This is a genomic window from Streptomyces sp. KL109B, from assembly GCF_030766935.1.
Taxonomy (GTDB): domain Bacteria; phylum Actinomycetota; class Actinomycetes; order Streptomycetales; family Streptomycetaceae; genus Streptomyces.
The window spans coordinates 394,660-412,315 of record NZ_JASERL010000001.1; the positions used below are offsets into that span (position 1 = coordinate 394,660).

At 69.3% G+C, this 17,656-nt stretch carries 15 protein-coding genes; all 15 read left to right on the forward strand.

Translation table 11 applies throughout. The annotated features are described in order from the left end of the window. Nucleotides 1-31: 31 nt before the first annotated feature. Nucleotides 32-586, forward strand: a complete 555-nt coding sequence (locus tag RBJ65_RS01920) for an NADH-quinone oxidoreductase subunit B family protein (RefSeq protein WP_306321115.1) — start codon at nt 32-34, stop codon at nt 584-586. Next, nucleotides 583-1,347 carry an NADH-quinone oxidoreductase subunit C gene (locus RBJ65_RS01925; RefSeq protein ID WP_306321114.1) on the forward strand — a complete coding sequence of 255 codons (765 nt, stop codon included), beginning with the start codon at nt 583-585 and terminating at the stop codon, nt 1,345-1,347. The genes RBJ65_RS01920 and RBJ65_RS01925 overlap by 4 nt, the downstream gene beginning before the upstream one ends. Continuing rightward, nucleotides 1,347-2,669 carry an NADH-quinone oxidoreductase subunit D gene (locus RBJ65_RS01930; RefSeq protein ID WP_306321113.1) on the forward strand — a complete coding sequence of 441 codons (1,323 nt, stop codon included), beginning with the start codon at nt 1,347-1,349 and terminating at the stop codon, nt 2,667-2,669. The genes RBJ65_RS01925 and RBJ65_RS01930 overlap by 1 nt, the downstream gene beginning before the upstream one ends. Beyond that, a complete protein-coding gene (nuoE, locus tag RBJ65_RS01935; RefSeq protein ID WP_306321112.1) occupies nt 2,666-3,448 on the forward strand; it encodes an NADH-quinone oxidoreductase subunit NuoE in 783 nt (260 codons plus the stop codon). The genes RBJ65_RS01930 and nuoE overlap by 4 nt, the downstream gene beginning before the upstream one ends. Continuing rightward, nucleotides 3,448-4,815, forward strand: coding sequence for an NADH-quinone oxidoreductase subunit NuoF (gene nuoF, locus RBJ65_RS01940; RefSeq protein ID WP_306321111.1), 1,368 nt, complete (start codon nt 3,448-3,450; stop codon nt 4,813-4,815). The genes nuoE and nuoF overlap by 1 nt, the downstream gene beginning before the upstream one ends. Continuing rightward, nucleotides 4,812-7,313, forward strand: a complete 2,502-nt coding sequence (locus RBJ65_RS01945; RefSeq protein WP_306321110.1) for an NADH-quinone oxidoreductase subunit G — start codon at nt 4,812-4,814, stop codon at nt 7,311-7,313. The genes nuoF and RBJ65_RS01945 overlap by 4 nt, the downstream gene beginning before the upstream one ends. Further along, nucleotides 7,310-8,707: an NADH-quinone oxidoreductase subunit NuoH gene (nuoH, locus tag RBJ65_RS01950; RefSeq protein ID WP_306321109.1), complete on the forward strand. Its 1,398-nt coding sequence runs from the start codon at nt 7,310-7,312 to the stop codon at nt 8,705-8,707. The genes RBJ65_RS01945 and nuoH overlap by 4 nt, the downstream gene beginning before the upstream one ends. Beyond that, a complete protein-coding gene (nuoI, locus tag RBJ65_RS01955; RefSeq protein WP_306321108.1) occupies nt 8,700-9,317 on the forward strand; it encodes an NADH-quinone oxidoreductase subunit NuoI in 618 nt (205 codons plus the stop codon). Before nuoH ends, nuoI begins: the two co-directional genes overlap by 8 nt. Next, a complete protein-coding gene (locus RBJ65_RS01960) occupies nt 9,314-10,165 on the forward strand; it encodes an NADH-quinone oxidoreductase subunit J (protein WP_306321107.1) in 852 nt (283 codons plus the stop codon). The genes nuoI and RBJ65_RS01960 overlap by 4 nt, the downstream gene beginning before the upstream one ends. Continuing rightward, on the forward strand, nt 10,162-10,461 hold the full coding sequence (gene nuoK / locus RBJ65_RS01965) for an NADH-quinone oxidoreductase subunit NuoK (RefSeq protein ID WP_003974374.1): 300 nt from the start codon (nt 10,162-10,164) through the stop codon (nt 10,459-10,461). The genes RBJ65_RS01960 and nuoK overlap by 4 nt, the downstream gene beginning before the upstream one ends. Nucleotides 10,462-10,475: 14 nt before the next feature. Then, the gene (gene nuoL, locus RBJ65_RS01970; RefSeq protein WP_306321106.1) at nt 10,476-12,371 is read left to right on the forward strand and encodes an NADH-quinone oxidoreductase subunit L; all 1,896 of its coding nucleotides are present in this window, start codon (nt 10,476-10,478) and stop codon (nt 12,369-12,371) included. 5 nt (nt 12,372-12,376) lie between these two features. Then, on the forward strand, nt 12,377-13,951 hold the full coding sequence (locus RBJ65_RS01975; RefSeq protein WP_306321105.1) for an NADH-quinone oxidoreductase subunit M: 1,575 nt from the start codon (nt 12,377-12,379) through the stop codon (nt 13,949-13,951). A gap of 8 nt (nt 13,952-13,959) precedes the next feature. Next, nucleotides 13,960-15,609: an NADH-quinone oxidoreductase subunit NuoN gene (gene nuoN / locus RBJ65_RS01980; RefSeq protein WP_306321104.1), complete on the forward strand. Its 1,650-nt coding sequence runs from the start codon at nt 13,960-13,962 to the stop codon at nt 15,607-15,609. Nucleotides 15,610-15,714: 105 nt separating this feature from the next. After that, a complete protein-coding gene (locus RBJ65_RS01985) occupies nt 15,715-16,734 on the forward strand; it encodes an AraC family transcriptional regulator (RefSeq protein WP_306321103.1) in 1,020 nt (339 codons plus the stop codon). A gap of 85 nt (nt 16,735-16,819) precedes the next feature. Then, nucleotides 16,820-17,629, forward strand: a complete 810-nt coding sequence (locus RBJ65_RS01990; RefSeq protein WP_306321102.1) for a carbohydrate-binding protein — start codon at nt 16,820-16,822, stop codon at nt 17,627-17,629. The last annotated feature ends 27 nt before the right edge of the window (nt 17,630-17,656 follow it).

Sequence of the window (17,656 nt, forward strand, 5' to 3'; positions counted from 1 at the left end):
CCGTATAGGGGAGACCAGGAGCCACAGACCAATGGGACTCGAAGAAAAGCTGCCGAGCGGATTCCTGCTGACCACCGTCGAACAGGCCGCGGGCTGGGTGCGCAAGTCCTCCATGTTCCCCGCCACGTTCGGGCTCGCCTGTTGTGCCATCGAGATGATGACGACGGGCGCGGGCCGATACGACCTGGCGCGGTTCGGCATGGAGGTCTTCCGCGGATCGCCCCGCCAGGCGGACCTGATGATCGTGGCAGGGCGGGTGAGCCAGAAGATGGCGCCCGTCCTTCGCCAGGTCTACGACCAGATGCCCAACCCCAAGTGGGTCATCTCCATGGGCGTCTGCGCCTCGTCCGGCGGGATGTTCAACAACTACGCGATCGTGCAGGGCGTCGACCACGTCATCCCGGTCGACATCTATCTGCCCGGCTGTCCGCCCCGGCCCGAGATGCTGATGGACGCGATTCTCAAGCTCCACGAGAAGGTCCAGAACTCCAAGCTCGGTGTGAACGCCGAGGAGGCGGCCCGCGAGGCGGAGGAAGCGGCGCGCAAGGCGCTCCCGACGATCGAGATGAAGGGGCTGCTGCGGTGAGCGACGCGCAGAACGGCAAGGGGCCCGAGCAGGGCTCGGGCGGGGTCAACCCCGAAAAGGACCTCAGCGCTTCCAACCTCCCGGGGCAGCGCGGCGACCAGGGCGAGGAGATCCGCGTCCAGCGCGGCATGTTCGGCGCCAACAATGGCGGCGACACCTCCGGTTACGGCGGCCTCGTCCGCTCGATCCGGCTGCCCGGCGAGTCCTCCCGCCCCTACGGCGGGTGGTTCGACGAGGTGGCCGACGAGCTGGAGGGCGCCCTGGAGGAACAGGGCCTCGTCCCCGAGAACGCCATCGACAAGACGGTCGTCGACCGCGGCGAGCTCACCTTCCACATCGAGCGCGAGCACCTGGTCCGCGTCGCCCGCACCCTGCGCGACGACCCGGCCCTGCGCTTCGAACTGTGCACGGGGGTCTCGGCGGTGCACTACCCCGAGGACAAGGGGCGTGAGCTGCACGCCGTCTACCACCTGCGGTCGATCACCCACAACCGGCTGATCCGTCTCGAGGTCTCCGCGCCCGACGCGGACCCGCACATCCCGACCCTGGTCCCGGTGTATCCGACGAACGACTGGCACGAGCGCGAGGCGTACGACTTCTTCGGCATCGTCTTCGACGGCCACCCCGCGCTGACGCGGATCATGATGCCGGACGACTGGCAGGGCTTCCCGCAGCGCAAGGACTACCCCCTCGGCGGCATCCCCGTCGAGTACAAGGGCGCCCAGATCCCGGCTCCGGACCAGCGGAGGTCGTACAGCTGATGACCACTCCTTCTGCCTCCCCGCGTGAAACCACCGAAGGCACCGTCTACACGGTCACCGGAGGTGACTGGGACGAGGTCGCCCAGCAGGCGGCCAAGTCCGACGACGAGCGCATCATCGTCAACATGGGGCCCCAACACCCGTCCACGCACGGGGTGTTGCGCCTGATCCTGGAGATCGACGGCGAGACGGTCACCGAGGCCCGCTGCGGCATCGGCTACCTCCACACCGGCATCGAGAAGAACCTCGAGTACCGCACGTGGACGCAGGGCACCACGTTCGTGACGCGCATGGACTACCTGACGCCGTTCTACAACGAGACGGCGTACTGCCTCGCGGTCGAGAAGCTCCTCGGCATCGAGGACGAGGTCCCGGACCGCGCGAACATCATCCGCGTGCTCCTCATGGAGCTGAACCGGATGTCCTCGCACCTGGTGGCCATCGCCACCGGCGGCATGGAGCTCGGCGCGACCACGATCATGATCTACGGATTCCGTGATCGTGAACTCGTTCTCGATGTCTACGAGTTGATCACCGGCCTGCGCATGAACCACGCGTACGTCCGGCCCGGCGGCCTCGCCCAGGACCTGCCGCCCGGCGCGGTGGACGCGCTGCGCGAGTTCGTGAAGAAGATGAAGAAGAACCTTCCCGAGTACGACAAGCTCGCCACCGGGAACCCCATCTTCAAGGCCCGTATGCAGGACGTCGGCTACCTCGACCTCGCGGGCTGCATGGCCCTCGGCGCCACAGGACCGATCCTGCGCTCCGCGGGACTGCCGCACGACCTGCGCAAGGCGCAGCCGTACTGCGGCTACGAGAACTACGACTTCGAGATCCCGACCGCCGACACCTGCGACTCCTACGGGCGCTTCCTGATCCGCCTGGAGGAGATGCGCCAGTCGCTGCGCATCGTCGAGCAGTGCCTGGACCGCCTGGAGCCGGGTCCGGTCATGGTCGGCGACAAGAAGATCGCCTGGCCCGCCCAACTGGCCCTCGGGCCAGACGGATTGGGCAACTCGCTCGACCACATCAAGAACATCATGGGCACCTCCATGGAGGCCCTCATCCACCACTTCAAGCTGGTGACCGAGGGCTTCCGCGTCCCGCCGGGACAGGCGTACACCGCCGTGGAGTCGCCCAAGGGCGAGCTGGGGGTGCACGCCGTGTCCGACGGCGGCACCCGCCCCTTCCGGGTCCACTTCCGCGACCCGTCCTTCACCAACCTTCAGGCCATGGCGGCGATGTGCGAGGGCGGCCAGGTCGCCGACGTCATCGTCGCCGTCGCGTCCATCGACCCCGTGATGGGAGGCGTCGACCGGTGACCACCAGTTCTTCGGAGCAGGGCGTAAGTCTGGGCATGCCACAACTGCCCGCGCCCGCCTACCCGGACGACGTCCGCACCCGCCTGGAGGCGGACGCGAAGGAGATCATCTCCCGCTACCCCGGCTCCCGTTCGGCGCTGCTGCCGCTGCTGCACCTCGTGCAGTCGGAGGAGGGCCATGTCACGCGCACCGGCATGCAGTTCTGCGCGGACATGCTCGACCTGACCACCGCCGAGGTCACGGCCGTCGCGACCTTCTACACGATGTACCGCCGCAAGCCGAGCGGCGACTACCAAGTCGGCGTCTGCACCAACACGTTGTGCGCCGTCATGGGCGGCGACGCCATCTTCGAGTCGCTCCAGGAGCACCTCGGCGTCGGCAACAACGGGACCACGGACGACGGCAAGATCACGCTGGAGCACATCGAGTGCAACGCCGCTTGTGATTTCGCTCCCGTGGTGATGGTCAACTGGGAGTTCTTCGACAACCAGACGCCCGAGACCGCCAAGCGGCTCGTCGACGACCTGCGCGCGGACGCGCAGGTGTCACCCACGCGCGGCGCCCCCTTGTGCACCTTCAAGGAGACCGCGCGCATTCTGGCCGGCTTCCCGGACGAGCGGGAGGGATCCGTCGACGCGAGCGGCAGCGCGGGCCCCGCCTCGCTGATCGGACTCCGCCTGGCCAAGGGCGAAGTGGCCCCCGCGCGCGTGGTCCACCCGCGCGACGCGGAGGCCGAAGGCGAGTCTCCAGCCGGCCAGACCAGTCAGGAGGGGGAGTGATGACCTTGGCCGCCGAGATCGACAACAACGACACCAGCCCGGAGAAGCTGCTCTCTCCGGTCCTGTCGGCCTTCTGGGACCAGGACAAGTCCTGGTCCTTGGATGTGTATCGCCGGCATGAGGGCTACGAGGGGCTGCGCAAGGCCCTCGCGATGCAGCCGGACGACCTGATCGCGTACGTGAAGGACGCGGGGCTCCGCGGGCGTGGTGGCGCCGGATTCCCGACCGGGATGAAGTGGCAGTTCATCCCTCAGGGAGACGGCAAGCCGCACTATCTAGTTGTCAACGCCGACGAATCGGAGCCCGGGACCTGCAAGGACATCCCGCTCCTCTTCGCCAATCCGCACAGCCTCATCGAGGGCATCGTGATCGCCTGTTACGCGATCCGTTCCGAGCACGCGTTCATCTACTTGCGCGGTGAAGTGGTCCCCGTACTGCGGCGCTTGCACGAAGCAGTGCGCGAGGCCTACGCCGCGGGGTATCTCGGGCAGAACGTCCTGGGGTCCGGTCTCAACCTCGAACTCACCGTGCACGCGGGCGCGGGCGCGTACATCTGTGGTGAGGAGACCGCACTCCTGGACTCGCTCGAAGGCCGTCGTGGTCAGCCGCGACTCCGCCCCCCTTTCCCCGCGGTCGCGGGCCTCTACGCCTGCCCCACTGTGGTGAACAACGTCGAGTCCATCGCATCAGTTCCCGCGATCATCAATCGGGGGAAGGACTGGTTCAAATCGATGGGCAGCGAGAAGTCCCCGGGCTTCACGCTGTACTCGCTCAGCGGCCACGTCGCGAGCCCAGGACAGTACGAGGCCCCGCTCGGCATCACGCTGCGCCAGCTCCTCGACATGAGCGGCGGCATGCGCCCAGGACACCGCCTCAAGTTCTGGACCCCGGGCGGCAGTTCCACGCCGATGTTCACCGACGAGCACCTCGACGTACCCCTCGACTACGAGGGAGTCGGCGCCGCCGGATCGATGCTCGGCACCAAGGCGTTGCAGTGCTTCGACGAGACGACCTGCGTCGTGCGCGCGGTCACGCGGTGGACCGAGTTCTACGCCCACGAGTCCTGCGGCAAGTGCACGCCGTGCCGCGAAGGAACGTACTGGCTCGTCCAGTTGCTCCGCGACATCGAGGCCGGCAAGGGCACGATGTCCGACCTCGACAAGCTGAACGACATCGCCGACAACATCAACGGCAAGTCGTTCTGCGCCCTCGGTGACGGCGCCGCCTCGCCGATTTTCTCCTCGCTCAAGTACTTCCGCGAGGAGTACGAGCAGCACATCACGGGCAAGGCCTGCCCCTTCGACCCGGCCAAGTCCACGCTCTGGGCGGACCGGGCCGACCAGCACCGCACGGAGGTGAACGCATGACTGTGACCACTAGCGCTCCCTCCGGGGGCGGCGAGGCGGCGGTTCCGCCGGAGGACCTGGTCACCCTCACCATCGACGGCATCGAGATCAGCGTCCCCAAGGGGACCCTGGTCATCCGGGCCGCCGAGATGCTCGGCATCGAGATCCCGCGCTTCTGCGACCACCCGCTCCTCGACCCGGCGGGCGCCTGCCGGCAGTGCATCGTGGAGGTGGAGGGCCAGCGCAAGCCGATGGCGTCCTGCACCATCACCTGCACCGACGGCATGGTGGTCAAGAGCCAGCTCTCCTCCCCGGTCGCCGAGAAGGCGCAGAAGGGGGTCATGGAGCTGCTGCTCATCAACCACCCCCTCGACTGCCCGGTCTGCGACAAGGGCGGCGAGTGCCCGCTGCAGAACCAGGCGATGTCGCACGGCCAGGCCGACTCCCGCTTCGAGGGCAAGAAGCGCACCTACGAGAAGCCGGTGCCGATCTCGAAGCAGGTGCTGCTCGACCGCGAGCGCTGCGTGCTGTGCGCCCGCTGCACCCGGTTCTCCAACCAGATCGCGGGCGACCCGATGATCGAGCTGATCGAGCGCGGCGCGCTCCAGCAGGTCGGCACGGGTGAGGGCGACCCCTTCGAGTCGTACTTCTCCGGGAACACGATCCAGATCTGCCCGGTCGGCGCGCTGACCTCGGCTGCGTACCGGTTCCGCTCCCGGCCCTTCGACCTCGTGTCGTCGCCTTCGGTGTGTGAGCACTGCTCCGGTGGCTGCGCGACCCGCACCGACCACCGGCGCGGCAAGGTCATGCGCCGCCTCGCGGCCAACGACCCCGAGGTCAACGAGGAGTGGATCTGCGACAAGGGCCGCTTCGGCTTCCGTTACGCGCAGAAGCCGGACCGGCTCACCCACCCCCTCGTACGGGACGCGGAGAGCGGTGAACTGCGGCCCGCTTCCTGGCCGGAGGCGCTGGAGGCCGCCGCGAACGGGCTCGCCGCCGCCCGCGGCCGGGCCGGGGTGCTCACCGGTGGCCGGCTCACCGTCGAGGACGCCTACGCGTACAGCAAGTTCGCGCGCATCGGCCTCGACACGAACGACATCGACTTCCGCGCGCGCGTGCACAGCGGCGAGGAAGCCGACTTCCTGGCGGCCCGCGTCGCCGGTCGCGGTCGCGACCTGGACGGCGAAGGAGTCACGTACGCGGCCCTGGAGAAGGCCCCCGCGGTCCTCCTGGTGGGCTTCGAGTCGGAGGAGGAGGCGCCCGGCGTCTTCCTCAAGCTCCGCAAGGCGTGGCGCAATCGCGGCCAGAAGGTCTATGCGCTGTCTACGTATGCGACGCGCGGCCTGGAGAAGGCGGGCGGCACACTGCTGCCCGCCGCGCCCGGCACCGAGCCCGAGTGGCTTGACGCGCTCGCCTCCGGGGTCGGCCTCGAAGGCGGGGGAGCGGATGCCGCGCAGGCGCTGCGCGGCGAGGGCGCCGTGATCGTCGTCGGCGAGCGGGTCGCGGCCGTCGCGGGCGGGCTCACCGCCGCCGTACGGGCCGCGTCCGCGACCGGCGCCCAGCTGGTGTGGATCCCGCGCAGGGCCGGGGAGCGCGGCGCCGTCGAGGCGGGCGCGCTGGCCTCGCTGCTGCCGGGCGGCCGTCCGGCGATGGACCCGCGCGCGCGGGACGAGGTCGCCTCCGTCTGGGGCGTGGCCGAACTCCCGCACCGCTACGGGCGGGACACCGGGCAGATCGTGGAGGCCGCGGCCACTGGTGAACTGCGGGCCCTTGTGGTGGCCGGGGTCGAGGTCGCCGACCTGCCGTCCCCGGCACGCGCGCGTGAAGCCCTTCACGAGGTGGGCTTCCTGGTCTCCCTTGAGCAGCGGCCGAGCGAGGTCACCGACCACGCCGACGTCGTCCTCCCGGTGGCCGCGGTCGCCGAGAAGGCGGGCACGTTCCTCAACTGGGAGGGCCGCGCCCGGATGTTCGAGGCCGCGCTGAAGCCCGACCAGATGACGCGCCGCGTGGCACCCACGGACGCGCGCGTGCTGCAAATGGTGGCGGACGCCATGGACGTACACCTGGGCCTGCCCGATCTGCGGTCGCTGCGCGGCGAGTTGGACCGGCTCGGCAACTGGGACGGGCCGCGCTCCACCGAGCCCCTGGAGACGGCGGGCCAGCTGCCGCGGCCGGACGCCGGAGAGGCCGTCCTCGCCGGGCACCGGCTGCTGCTCGACCAGGGCCGCCTCCAGGAGGGCGACGACGCGCTCGCCGGAACCCGGCACGCCGCCCACGCGCGCGTGTCCGCGACGACCGCCGCGGAGGCGGGCGTCAAGGACGGCGACACGGTGGCGGTGACCGGGGCGCTTGGCAGCGTCGAGTTCCCGCTCCAGGTCACCGAGATGCCCGACCGGGTGGTGTGGCTGCCGCTCAACTCCGCGGGCGGCGGCGTCGCTTCGGACACGGGGGCCGTCCCCGGCGACCTCGTGAAGATCGGCCCGGCCGTCGCCGCCGGAGTCCCGGAGGTGCAGTCATGAGTCCAGCAGCGCTCAACACCGTGGCGCTCGAAGACCTCTCCATGTTCGGCCGCGACCCCTGGTGGCTGGTCGTCGTCAAGGCGGTCTTCTGCTTCGCCTTCCTGATGGTGACCGTGCTGTTCTCCATCGTGTGGGAGCGCAAGGTCGTCGCCTGGATGCAGCTGCGCATCGGCCCGAACCGGCACGGCCCCTGGGGCATGCTCCAGTCGCTCGCCGACGGCATCAAGCTGATGCTCAAGGAAGACGTGATCGTCAAGCGCGCGGACAAGGTGGTCTACATCCTCGCGCCGATCGTCGCCGCGATCCCCGCCTTCATGGCGATCGCCGTGATCCCGTTCGGCCCGGCCGGCAACGAGATCTCGATCTTCGGTCACCGTACGACGATGCAGCTCACCGACCTGCCGATCGCGATGCTCTACATCCTCGCGGTCGCCTCCGTCGGCATCTACGGCATCGTCCTCGCGGGCTGGTCCTCCGGATCGACGTACCCGCTCCTCGGCGGCCTGCGGTCCTGCGCGCAGATGATCTCGTACGAGATCGCGATGGGCGCGGCCTTCGCCTCGGTGTTCCTCTTCTCGGGCTCGATGTCGACCTCGGAGATCGTCGCCCAGCAGCACGACCGCTGGTACGTGATCCTGCTGCCGGTCTCGTTCCTGATCTACATCGTGACGATGGTCGGGGAGACGAACCGCGCGCCGTTCGACATGCCGGAGTCCGAGGGCGACCTCGTCGGCGGCTTCAACACCGAGTACTCGTCCATCAAGTTCGCGATGTTCATGCTCGCCGAGTACGTGAACATGGTGACGGTCTCGGCGGTGTCCGTGACGCTCTTCCTGGGCGGCTGGCGGGCGCCGTGGCCGGTCTCCACGTTCTGGGAGGGCGCGAACCACGGCTGGTGGCCGATGCTCTGGTTCGTCATCAAGGTCCAGCTGCTGCTGTTCTTCTTCATCTGGCTGCGCGGCACGCTCCCGCGCGTCCGCTACGACCAGTTGATGAAGCTCGGCTGGAAGGTCCTCATCCCGGTCTCCGTGGTGTGGCTGATGCTGGTGGCGACCGTGCGCACGCTGCGCAACGAGAACGTCGACTTCGCCTCCACCGCTCTGTACGTCGGCGCCGCGATCCTTGTGGTCCTGCTGCTGTCGTTCGTCGTGGACATCTTCCGCGACCGCGGGGCCAAGCGAGCCACCGAGGACGCTGCGGCCGAGGAGCCGGTCGCCTTCGACCCGATGGCGGGCGGATTCCCCGTGCCGCCGCTGCCCGGACAGCAGTTGCCGCCCGTGCCGCGCAGGCGGTCCCGCCGCGAGCGGGAGCTGATTGTCAGTGGTGGCCCCGATACTCAGAGTGACGAGTCGCTTGGCGGATCTCGCGAAGGAAAGGAGGCGTCCGATGGCTGACGAGACCAACTCCGGCCAGGGGAAGGACACCGAGCCGGGGTTCCAGAACCCCGTCGCCGGCTTCGGCGTGACCTTCAAGGCCATGTTCAAGAAGCGGCTGACCGAGCAGTACCCGGAGCAACCGAAGACCACCGCTCCCCGCTTCCACGGCAGGCACCAGCTCAACCGCCATCCGGACGGCCTGGAGAAGTGCGTCGGCTGCGAGCTGTGCGCGTGGGCCTGCCCGGCGGACGCGATCTACGTGGAGGGCGCGGACAACACGGAGGAGGAGCGGTACTCCCCGGGTGAGCGCTACGGCCGCGTCTACCAGATCAACTACGCCCGCTGCATTCTGTGCGGCCTGTGCATCGAGGCGTGCCCCACGCGCGCGTTGACGATGACGAACGAGTTCGAGCTCGCCGACAGCAGCCGCGCCAACCTGATCTACACCAAGGAGCAGCTGCTCGCCGGGCTCGAAGAGGGCATGGTCGAGTCGCCGCACTCGATCTTCCCCGGCATGGACGAGCAGGACTACTACCGGGGTCTCGTCACCGAGGCGGCGCCCGGCACGAAGCCCCAAGTGGCCGTCTCCAAGGGCGAGAAGCCTGATCCCGAGGGGGCCGACGCATGAGTGCAGCCGTCACCACCCTCGCCGCCTCCACCACCTCCACCGGTGAGGCCTTCCAGTTCTGGATCCTCGGCACGGTCGCCGTCATCGGCGCCCTGTGCACGATCCTCATGAAGAAGGCCGTGCACAGCGCCCTGTGCCTGGCCGGAACCATGATCATCCTCGCGGTCTTCTATCTGGCCAACGGGGCGTACTTCCTGGGCATCGTGCAGATCGTCGTCTACACCGGCGCGATCATGATGCTGTTCCTCTTCGTGGTGATGCTCGTCGGCGTCACCGCCGCCGACTCCCTGAAGGAGACCATCAAGGGGCAGCGCTGGCTCGCCGCCCTGTGCGGGCTCGGCTTCGGGGTGCTGCTCATCGCGGGGATCGGCAACGCCTCGCTGAAGCAGTTCAACGGCCTCGGCAAGGCGAACGCCGGGGGGAACGTGGAGGGGCTCGCGTCCCTCATCTTCACCAAGTACGTCTTCGCCTTCGAGATCACCGGCGCCCTGCTGATCACGGCCGCGGTCGGAGCGATGGTGCTCACGCACCGCGAGCGCACCGAACGGGCCAAGACCCAGCGCGAGTTGGCCGAGCAGCGGGTCCGCGAGGGCAAGCACCTGCCGCCGCTGCCCGCCCCCGGCGTCTACGCCCGGCACAACGCGGTGGACATCGCGGGCCTGCTCCCCGACGGCACCCCGTCGGAGCTCACGGTCATGCAGACGCTGCGCGAGCGCGGCCAGATCCGGGACGTGTCCGGTGAGGCGATGAGCGACCTGAAGGCGCTGGAGCAGCGGTCGTCCGAGCGCCTTGAGCGCCCGGAGGCCGAGCGGGCCGATCTCGAGCGGGCCGAGGAGGCGTCGAAGTGAATCCGGTCAACTACCTGTATCTCGCCGCCCTGTTGTTCACGATCGGCGCCACCGGCGTGCTCATCAGGCGGAACGCGATCGTCGTGTTCATGTGCATCGAGCTGATGCTGAACGCGTGCAACCTCGCGTTCGTCGCGTTCTCCCGCATGCACGGCAATCTCGACGGCCAGATCATCGCGTTCTTCACGATGGTCGTCGCCGCCGCCGAGGTCGTGGTCGGGCTCGCGATCATCGTGTCGCTGTTCCGTTCCCGCCACTCGGCCTCGGTCGACGACGCCAGCCTGATGAAGCTGTAAGGGGTCGCTGAATCGTGGAGAACCTGATTGCGCTGCTTGTCGCGGCGCCACTGCTCGGAGCGGCCGTACTGCTGTGCGGCGGGCGGGCCTTGGACCGGGTGGGCCATCTGCTCGGCACGCTGCTCGCGGCCGTGTCCTTCGTCATCGCCGTCGTGCTCTTCTCCGACCTGCTCGGCAAGGGCCCGGAGGACCGCACGCTCAGCCAGCACCTGTTCAGCTGGATCCCCGTCGAGGGCTTCCAGGCGGACGTTGCGTTCCATCTCGACCAGCTGTCGATGACGTTCGTGCTGCTGATCTCCGGTGTGGGCACACTGATCCACATCTACTCGATCGGGTACATGGAGCACGACGAGCGGCGCCGCCGCTTCTTCGGCTACCTGAACCTGTTCCTCGCGGCGATGCTGCTGCTCGTACTCGCCGACAACTACCTGCTGCTGTACGTCGGTTGGGAGGGCGTGGGCCTCGCCTCGTACCTGCTGATCGGCTTCTGGCAGCACAAGCCGAGCGCGGCCACGGCCGCCAAGAAGGCGTTCCTGGTCAACCGCGTCGGCGACATGGGCCTGTCCATCGCGATCATGCTGATGTTCACGACCTTCGGGACCTTCGCCTTCGGTCCTGTCCTGGGGGCGACCGGGGACACCAGCGAGGGCAAGCTCACCGCCATCGGTCTGATGCTGCTGCTCGCCGCGTGCGGCAAGTCGGCGCAGGTGCCGCTGCAGTCCTGGCTCGGGGACGCGATGGAGGGCCCGACCCCGGTCTCGGCCCTCATCCACGCCGCGACCATGGTGACCGCCGGTGTCTACCTGATCGTCCGGTCCGGCGCGATCTTCAACGCCGCGCCGGACGCGCAGTTGGTGGTCACCATCGTCGGCGCGGTCACGCTGCTGTTCGGTGCGATCGTCGGTTGCGCGAAGGACGACATCAAGAAGGCCCTCGCCGGCTCGACGATGTCGCAGATCGGCTACATGATCCTCGCCGCGGGCCTCGGCCCCATCGGCTACGTCTTCGCGATCATGCACCTGGTGACGCACGGCTTCTTCAAGGCGGGCCTCTTCCTCGGCGCCGGTTCGGTCATGCACGGCATGAACGACGAGGTGGACATGCGGAAGTACGGCGCGCTGCGCAAGTACATGCCGGTCACCTTCGTGACCTTCGGTCTCGGGTATCTGGCCATCATCGGCTTCCCGGGGCTGTCCGGCTTCTTCTCCAAGGACAAGATCATCGAGGCGGCGTTCGCCAAGGGCGGGACGGAAGGCTGGATCCTCGGGGGCGTCGCCCTCCTGGGCGCGGCCATTACCGCCTTCTACATGACCCGCGTAATGATCATGACCTTCTTCGGTGAGAAGCGCTGGCAGCCGGACGAGGACGGGAACGAGCCGCACCCGCACGAGTCCCCGTCCTCCATGACGATCCCGATGATCGTGCTCGCGGTCGGTTCGGTCTTCGCCGGTGGCTTCTTCTCCATCGGGGACCGCTTCCTGCACTGGCTGGAGCCGGTCACCGGGCACGACCACGGGCACGCGCCCATCAGCGCGGGCGTGGTCACCGGCGCCACCATGGTGTGCCTGGTGATCGGTGTGGGGCTCGCCTGGCTCCAGTACGGGCGCCGCGAGGTTCCCGTCGTCGCCCCGCGCGGCTCGCTGCTCACCCGCGCCGCCCGGCGCGACCTGCTCCAGGACGACTTCAACCACGTGGTCCTGGTGCGCGGCGGCGAGCATCTGACGCGCTCTCTCGTGTACGTCGACCACACCCTGGTCGACGGGGTGGTCAACGGGACGGCGGCCTCGGTCGGCGGCCTGTCCGGTCGGCTGCGCAAGCTCCAGAACGGCTACGTGCGCTCGTACGCCGTCTCGATGTTCGGCGGCGCGGCGGTCATCGCCGCGGTGACCCTGCTGATGAGGGCGGTCTGATACCGATGTCCTTTCCTCTGCTGACAGCGACGGCGGTACTGCCGGCCGTGGGCGCGATCGCCACGGCCGCCGTACCGGCGAAGCGGCGCACCGCGGCCAAGTGGCTCGCGCTGCTGTTCTCGCTCGCCACCCTGGTCCTCGCGGCGGTGGTCGCGGTCCGGTTCGACCCGGGCGGCGGACGCTTCCAACTCACCGAATCGCACGCGTGGATCGCGGACTTCGGGGTCCGTTACGAGCTGGGTGTGGACGGCATCGGGGTGGCGCTCATCGCGCTGACCGCGCTGCTGATCCCGTTCGTGATCCTCGCGGGCTGGCACGACGCCGACCCGCAGGAGACGGGCAGCAGCCGGTGGCGGCCGACCCAGGGATTCTTCGCCCTGATCCTCCTCGTCGAGGCGATGGTGATCATCTCCTTCGAGGCCACCGACGTCTTCGTCTTCTACATCTTCTTCGAAGCCATGCTCATCCCGATGTACTTCCTCATCGGCGGCTTCGGGGACCGCGCGGGACCGCACGGCGAGAAGGAGGCCGCGACCCAACGCTCGTACGCGGCCGTCAAGTTCCTCCTCTACAACCTCGTCGGCGGCCTCATCATGCTGGCGGCCGTCATCGGCCTCTACGTAGTGGCGGGCACCTTCTCGCTCTCGGAGATCGCCGAGGCGCGGGCGAGCGGCTCGCTCGACATGGCGACCAACACCGAGCGCCTGCTCTTCCTGGGCTTCTTCTTCGCCTTCGCGGTGAAGGCCCCGCTGTGGCCGCTGCACACCTGGCTGCCGAACGCGATGGGCGAGGCCACCGCCCCGGTCGCCGTACTGATCACGGCGGTCGTCGACAAGGTCGGCACCTTCGCGATGCTCCGCTTCTGCCTCCAGCTCTTCCCGGAGGCCAGCAAGTGGGCGACGCCGGTGATCCTGGTGCTCGCCCTGATCAGCATCGTCTACGGGGCGTTGCTCGCGGTCGGCCAGCGCGACATCAAGCGCCTGGTCGCCTACGCGTCGATCTCGCACTTCGGCTTCATCATCATGGGCATCTTCGCGATGACCAGCCAGGGCCAGTCCGGCGCGACGCTCTACATGGTCAACCACGGGATCTCGACGGCCGCGCTGATGCTGGTCGCCGGATTCCTGATCTCGCGGCGCGGCTCGCGGCTCATCGCGGACTACGGGGGCGTACAGAAGGTCGCCCCGGTGCTGGCGGGGACCTTCCTCATCGGGAGCCTCGCCACCCTCTCGCTGCCGGGGCTCGCGCCCTTCGTCAGTGAATTCCTGGTCCTGGTCGGCACGTTCACGCGCTACCCGGTGATCGGCATCATCGCCACCTTCGGCATCGTGCTCGCCGCGCTCTACACGCTGGTCCTCTACCAGCGCACCATGACGGGCCCGGTGAAGCCGTCGACCGAGGGCATCGCGGATCTGCGGTTGCGTGAACTCGCGGTCGTGGTCCCGCTGATCGGCGTACTGATCTTCCTCGGTGTGTATCCGAAGCCGGTCACCGAGCTGGTGAACCCGGCGGTCAAGCACACCCTGTCCGACGTCCACAAGAAGGACCCGAAGCCGGAAGTGGAGGCGGCTCACAAGTGACCTCACACGTGACTGCGTCAGCCGTCCACAGTCTGTGGACAACCGCGGCGGAACCGCTCTCCAAGATCCAGGCGCCGAAGATCGAATACGGGCAATTGTCCCCGACCTTGATCGTCATCGGTGCCGCCATCGTGGGGATCCTGATCGAGGCCTTCGTGCCGCGCCGGTCCCGCTACTACGTGCAGGTGTTCCTGTCGGTCGTCGCGCTCGCGGCCGCCTTCGCGGCGGTCGTCGGGCTCGCGGCCGGCGGGTACGGGACGACGAAGGCGCACATCGCGGCCATGGGCGCGATCGCCGTCGACGGCCCTGCGCTCTTCCTCCAAGGGACCATCCTGCTGGCCGGGTTGGTCGCGATCTTCACGTTCGCGGAGCGGCGGCTCGACCCGGAGGCGCACGGCAACCGCGTCGACTCGTTCGCCGCGCAGGCCGCCTCCGTCCCCGGCAGCGACAGCGAAAAGGCCGCCATAAAGGCCGGGTTCACCACCACAGAGGTGTTCCCGCTGGCGCTCTTCGCGATCGGCGGCATGCTGGTCTTCCCCTCGGCGAACGACCTGCTGACGCTGTTCATCGCCCTGGAAGTCTTCTCGCTGCCGCTGTACCTGCTGTGCGCCGTGGCCCGCCGCAAGCGGCTCATGTCGCAGGAGGCCGCGGTCAAGTACTTCCTGCTCGGCGCCTTCGCCTCCGCCTTCACGCTGTTCGGCATCGCGCTCCTGTACGGGTACGCGGGCTCGGTCTCGTACAGCACCATCGCGAGCGTCGTCGACGGCTCGATCCAGAACGTCGACCCGGCGCTCGCCGACACCATGGGCAATGACGCGCTGCTGCTCATCGGCATGGCGCTGGTCGGCATGGGGCTGCTGTTCAAGGTCGGCGCCGTGCCGTTCCACATGTGGACGCCGGACGTCTACCAGGGCGCTCCGACGCCGGTCACCGGCTTCATGGCGGCGGCCACGAAGGTCGCGGCCTTCGGCGCGCTGCTGCGGCTGCTGTACGTCGTGCTGCCGGGCATGCGGTGGGACTGGCGGCCGGTCATGTGGGCGATCGCCATCGTCACGATGCTGGGCGGCGCGATCGTCGCGATCACGCAGACCGACATCAAGCGGCTGCTCGCGTACTCGTCGATCGCGCACGCCGGCTTCATCCTGGCCGGTGTCATCGCGACGACACCCGACGGCGTCTCGTCCGTGCTCTTCTACCTGGGCGCGTACTCCTTCGTGACCATCGGCGCGTTCGCCGTGGTCACGCTCGTACGGGACGCGGGCGGCGAGGCGACGCACCTGTCGAAGTGGGCGGGGCTCGGGCGCAGGTCGCCCCTGGTCGCGGCGGTCTTCGCGGTGTTCCTGCTGGCCTTCGCGGGCATCCCGCTGACCTCCGGGTTCGCGGGCAAGTTCGCCGTGTTCAAGGCGGCGGCCGAGGGCGGCGCGGGCGCGCTCGTCGTGGTCGGTGTCGTGTCCTCGGCGATCGCCGCGTTCTTCTACATCCGCGTGATCGTCCTCATGTTCTTCAGCGAGCCGAAGACGGACGGGCCGACCGTGGCCGTGCCGTCGCCGCTGACCATGACGACGATCGGGGTGGGCGTGGCCGTCACGATCGTGCTGGGCCTCGCGCCGCAGTACTTCCTCGACCTGGCGAGCCAGGCAGGGGTGTTCGTGCGGTAGCGACAGCGGCGGTACGAAACACCCGACCGACCCCCGGCCATGCGATGGCGGCAGGGGGTCGGTCGGTATGTGCCGGGCGGGAACGGGGCGTGCCATCGTGACGGCATGGGTCCAGAGGTCGCCCACGGGGCCGCCGGAGCGTTCCCCATGCACCGGCTCGACGTGCCGATGCCCAATGAACTGCCCTTCGCCATCGGCACCTTCGACACCCTCGGCCCCATGTCCCGCGCCGACTTCCCGCACCGGCACACCTTCTACGAGATCGTCTACGTCACCGGGGGCGCCGGCAGCCACGTACGGGATCTGCACCGCAGCGAACTGCGGCCGCCGCACCTGGAGTTCATCGTGCCCGGGCAGGTGCACCACTGGGAGGGCTGCCGGGGCGTCGACGGGTATCTCGTGCTGTTCACCGAGGACTTCCTGCTCGACCACCCCGGCGACCGGGAGGTGCTGCGGCGCCTGGGCGCGGCCCCGTGGCGCTCCCTCGACGAGGCGGCCGACGGCTGGGCGGCCGCGCTCCTCGGCGACATGGACCGGGAGTACCGGGCGGGGGACGGCGGGTTCGGCTCCGTGCTGCGGGCGCTGCTGCACGTACTGATCGTGCGGGCGGGGCGGCGGCTCGCCGGGGCGCCCGTGGCCGGGCGCGCGCCGTCGGTGGCCGAGGAGTTCGCGGGGCTGCTCGCCGGGGCGGACCCGGCGGACCTCTCGGTGCGGGGCTGCGCGGAGCGGATCGGGGTGTCGGCGGGGCATCTCACCGAGGTGGTCAAGGAGGCGACGGGGCGCACGCCGGGGGAGCTGGTGCGGCAGGCGCGGGCGCACGAGGCGAAGCGGCTGCTGGCGCGCACCGGGCTCACCGTGCGGCAGGTGGCGCTGCGGGTGGGGTTCGACGACCCCGCGTACTTCTGCCGCTTCTTCCGGCGGGAGACGGGGGTCAGCCCGGGGGCGTTCCGGCGCGGTGGAGGGCGTGACGGCGGGTGGGGCGGCGGGCGTGACGGTGGGCGCGATGGCGGGCGTGACGGTGGGCGCGATGGCGAGTGCGGCGGCGGGCCGGGCGGCGGGGATTTTCACCACGATCCCCGGATTCCGTCCATCGTCGGTGGCCGGGGGCGGCCCATAGGTTCATGACCGGTCGCGTCGGGGCCGACCAGGCGGCCGCCCCGGCGCGACCCGGGCCGCCGACCGCTTCACCTCACCCCCCCCAGGAGTTGCCATGGACGGATCAGGACGTGATCTCTCGCGCAAGACGGTGCTCAAGGCCGCGGTCGCGGCCGGCGTCGCCCTCCCCGCGGCGGTGCTGGGCGCGAGCGCGCCCGCGCTCGCCCGCACCTCCAGAGACACCGCGCGGACGCTGGAGCCGACGCCGATGTGCGACGACGGCGACGACCCGACGCCCCAACAGACCGAGGGCCCCTACTTCAAGCCGAACTCCCCGCAGCGCACCTCGCTCGTCACCGCGGGCACGCCCGGCACCCGCCTCGCCGTCAGCGGCTACGTCTTCGGTCTCGCCTGCAAGCCGATATCGGGAGTCCTCCTGGACTTCTGGCAGGCGGACGTGAACGGCGCGTACGACAACGTCGGCTACACCTTCCGCGGCCACCAGTTCACCGACGCGCAGGGCGCCTTCAAGCTCTCCACCATCGTGCCCGGCCTGTATCCGGGGCGGACCCGGCACATCCACGTGAAGGTGCAGGCGCCGGGAAAGCCCGTCCTGACGACGCAGCTCTACTTCCCGGGTGAGCCACGCAACAACACCGACACGATCTTCGACCCGCGCCTGCTGATGACGGTGCGTGACGCGGGCTCGGGCAAGGAGGCCGCGTTCGACTTCGTCCTGAACGTGGACCAGGGCGGCGGGCCCACCGACCCGCCCGGCGGCGGCGGTACGTGGGCGGTCGGGACGTCGTACAAGGTGGGCGACAAGGTGACCTACGGCGGGGTGACGTACACCTGCCTCCAGGCGCACACCGCGCTGCAGGGGTGGGAGCCGCCGGCGACGCCGTCGCTGTGGCGGGCGGGCTGAGGCGCCTCCTGAGGGCGGCCCGAGGGC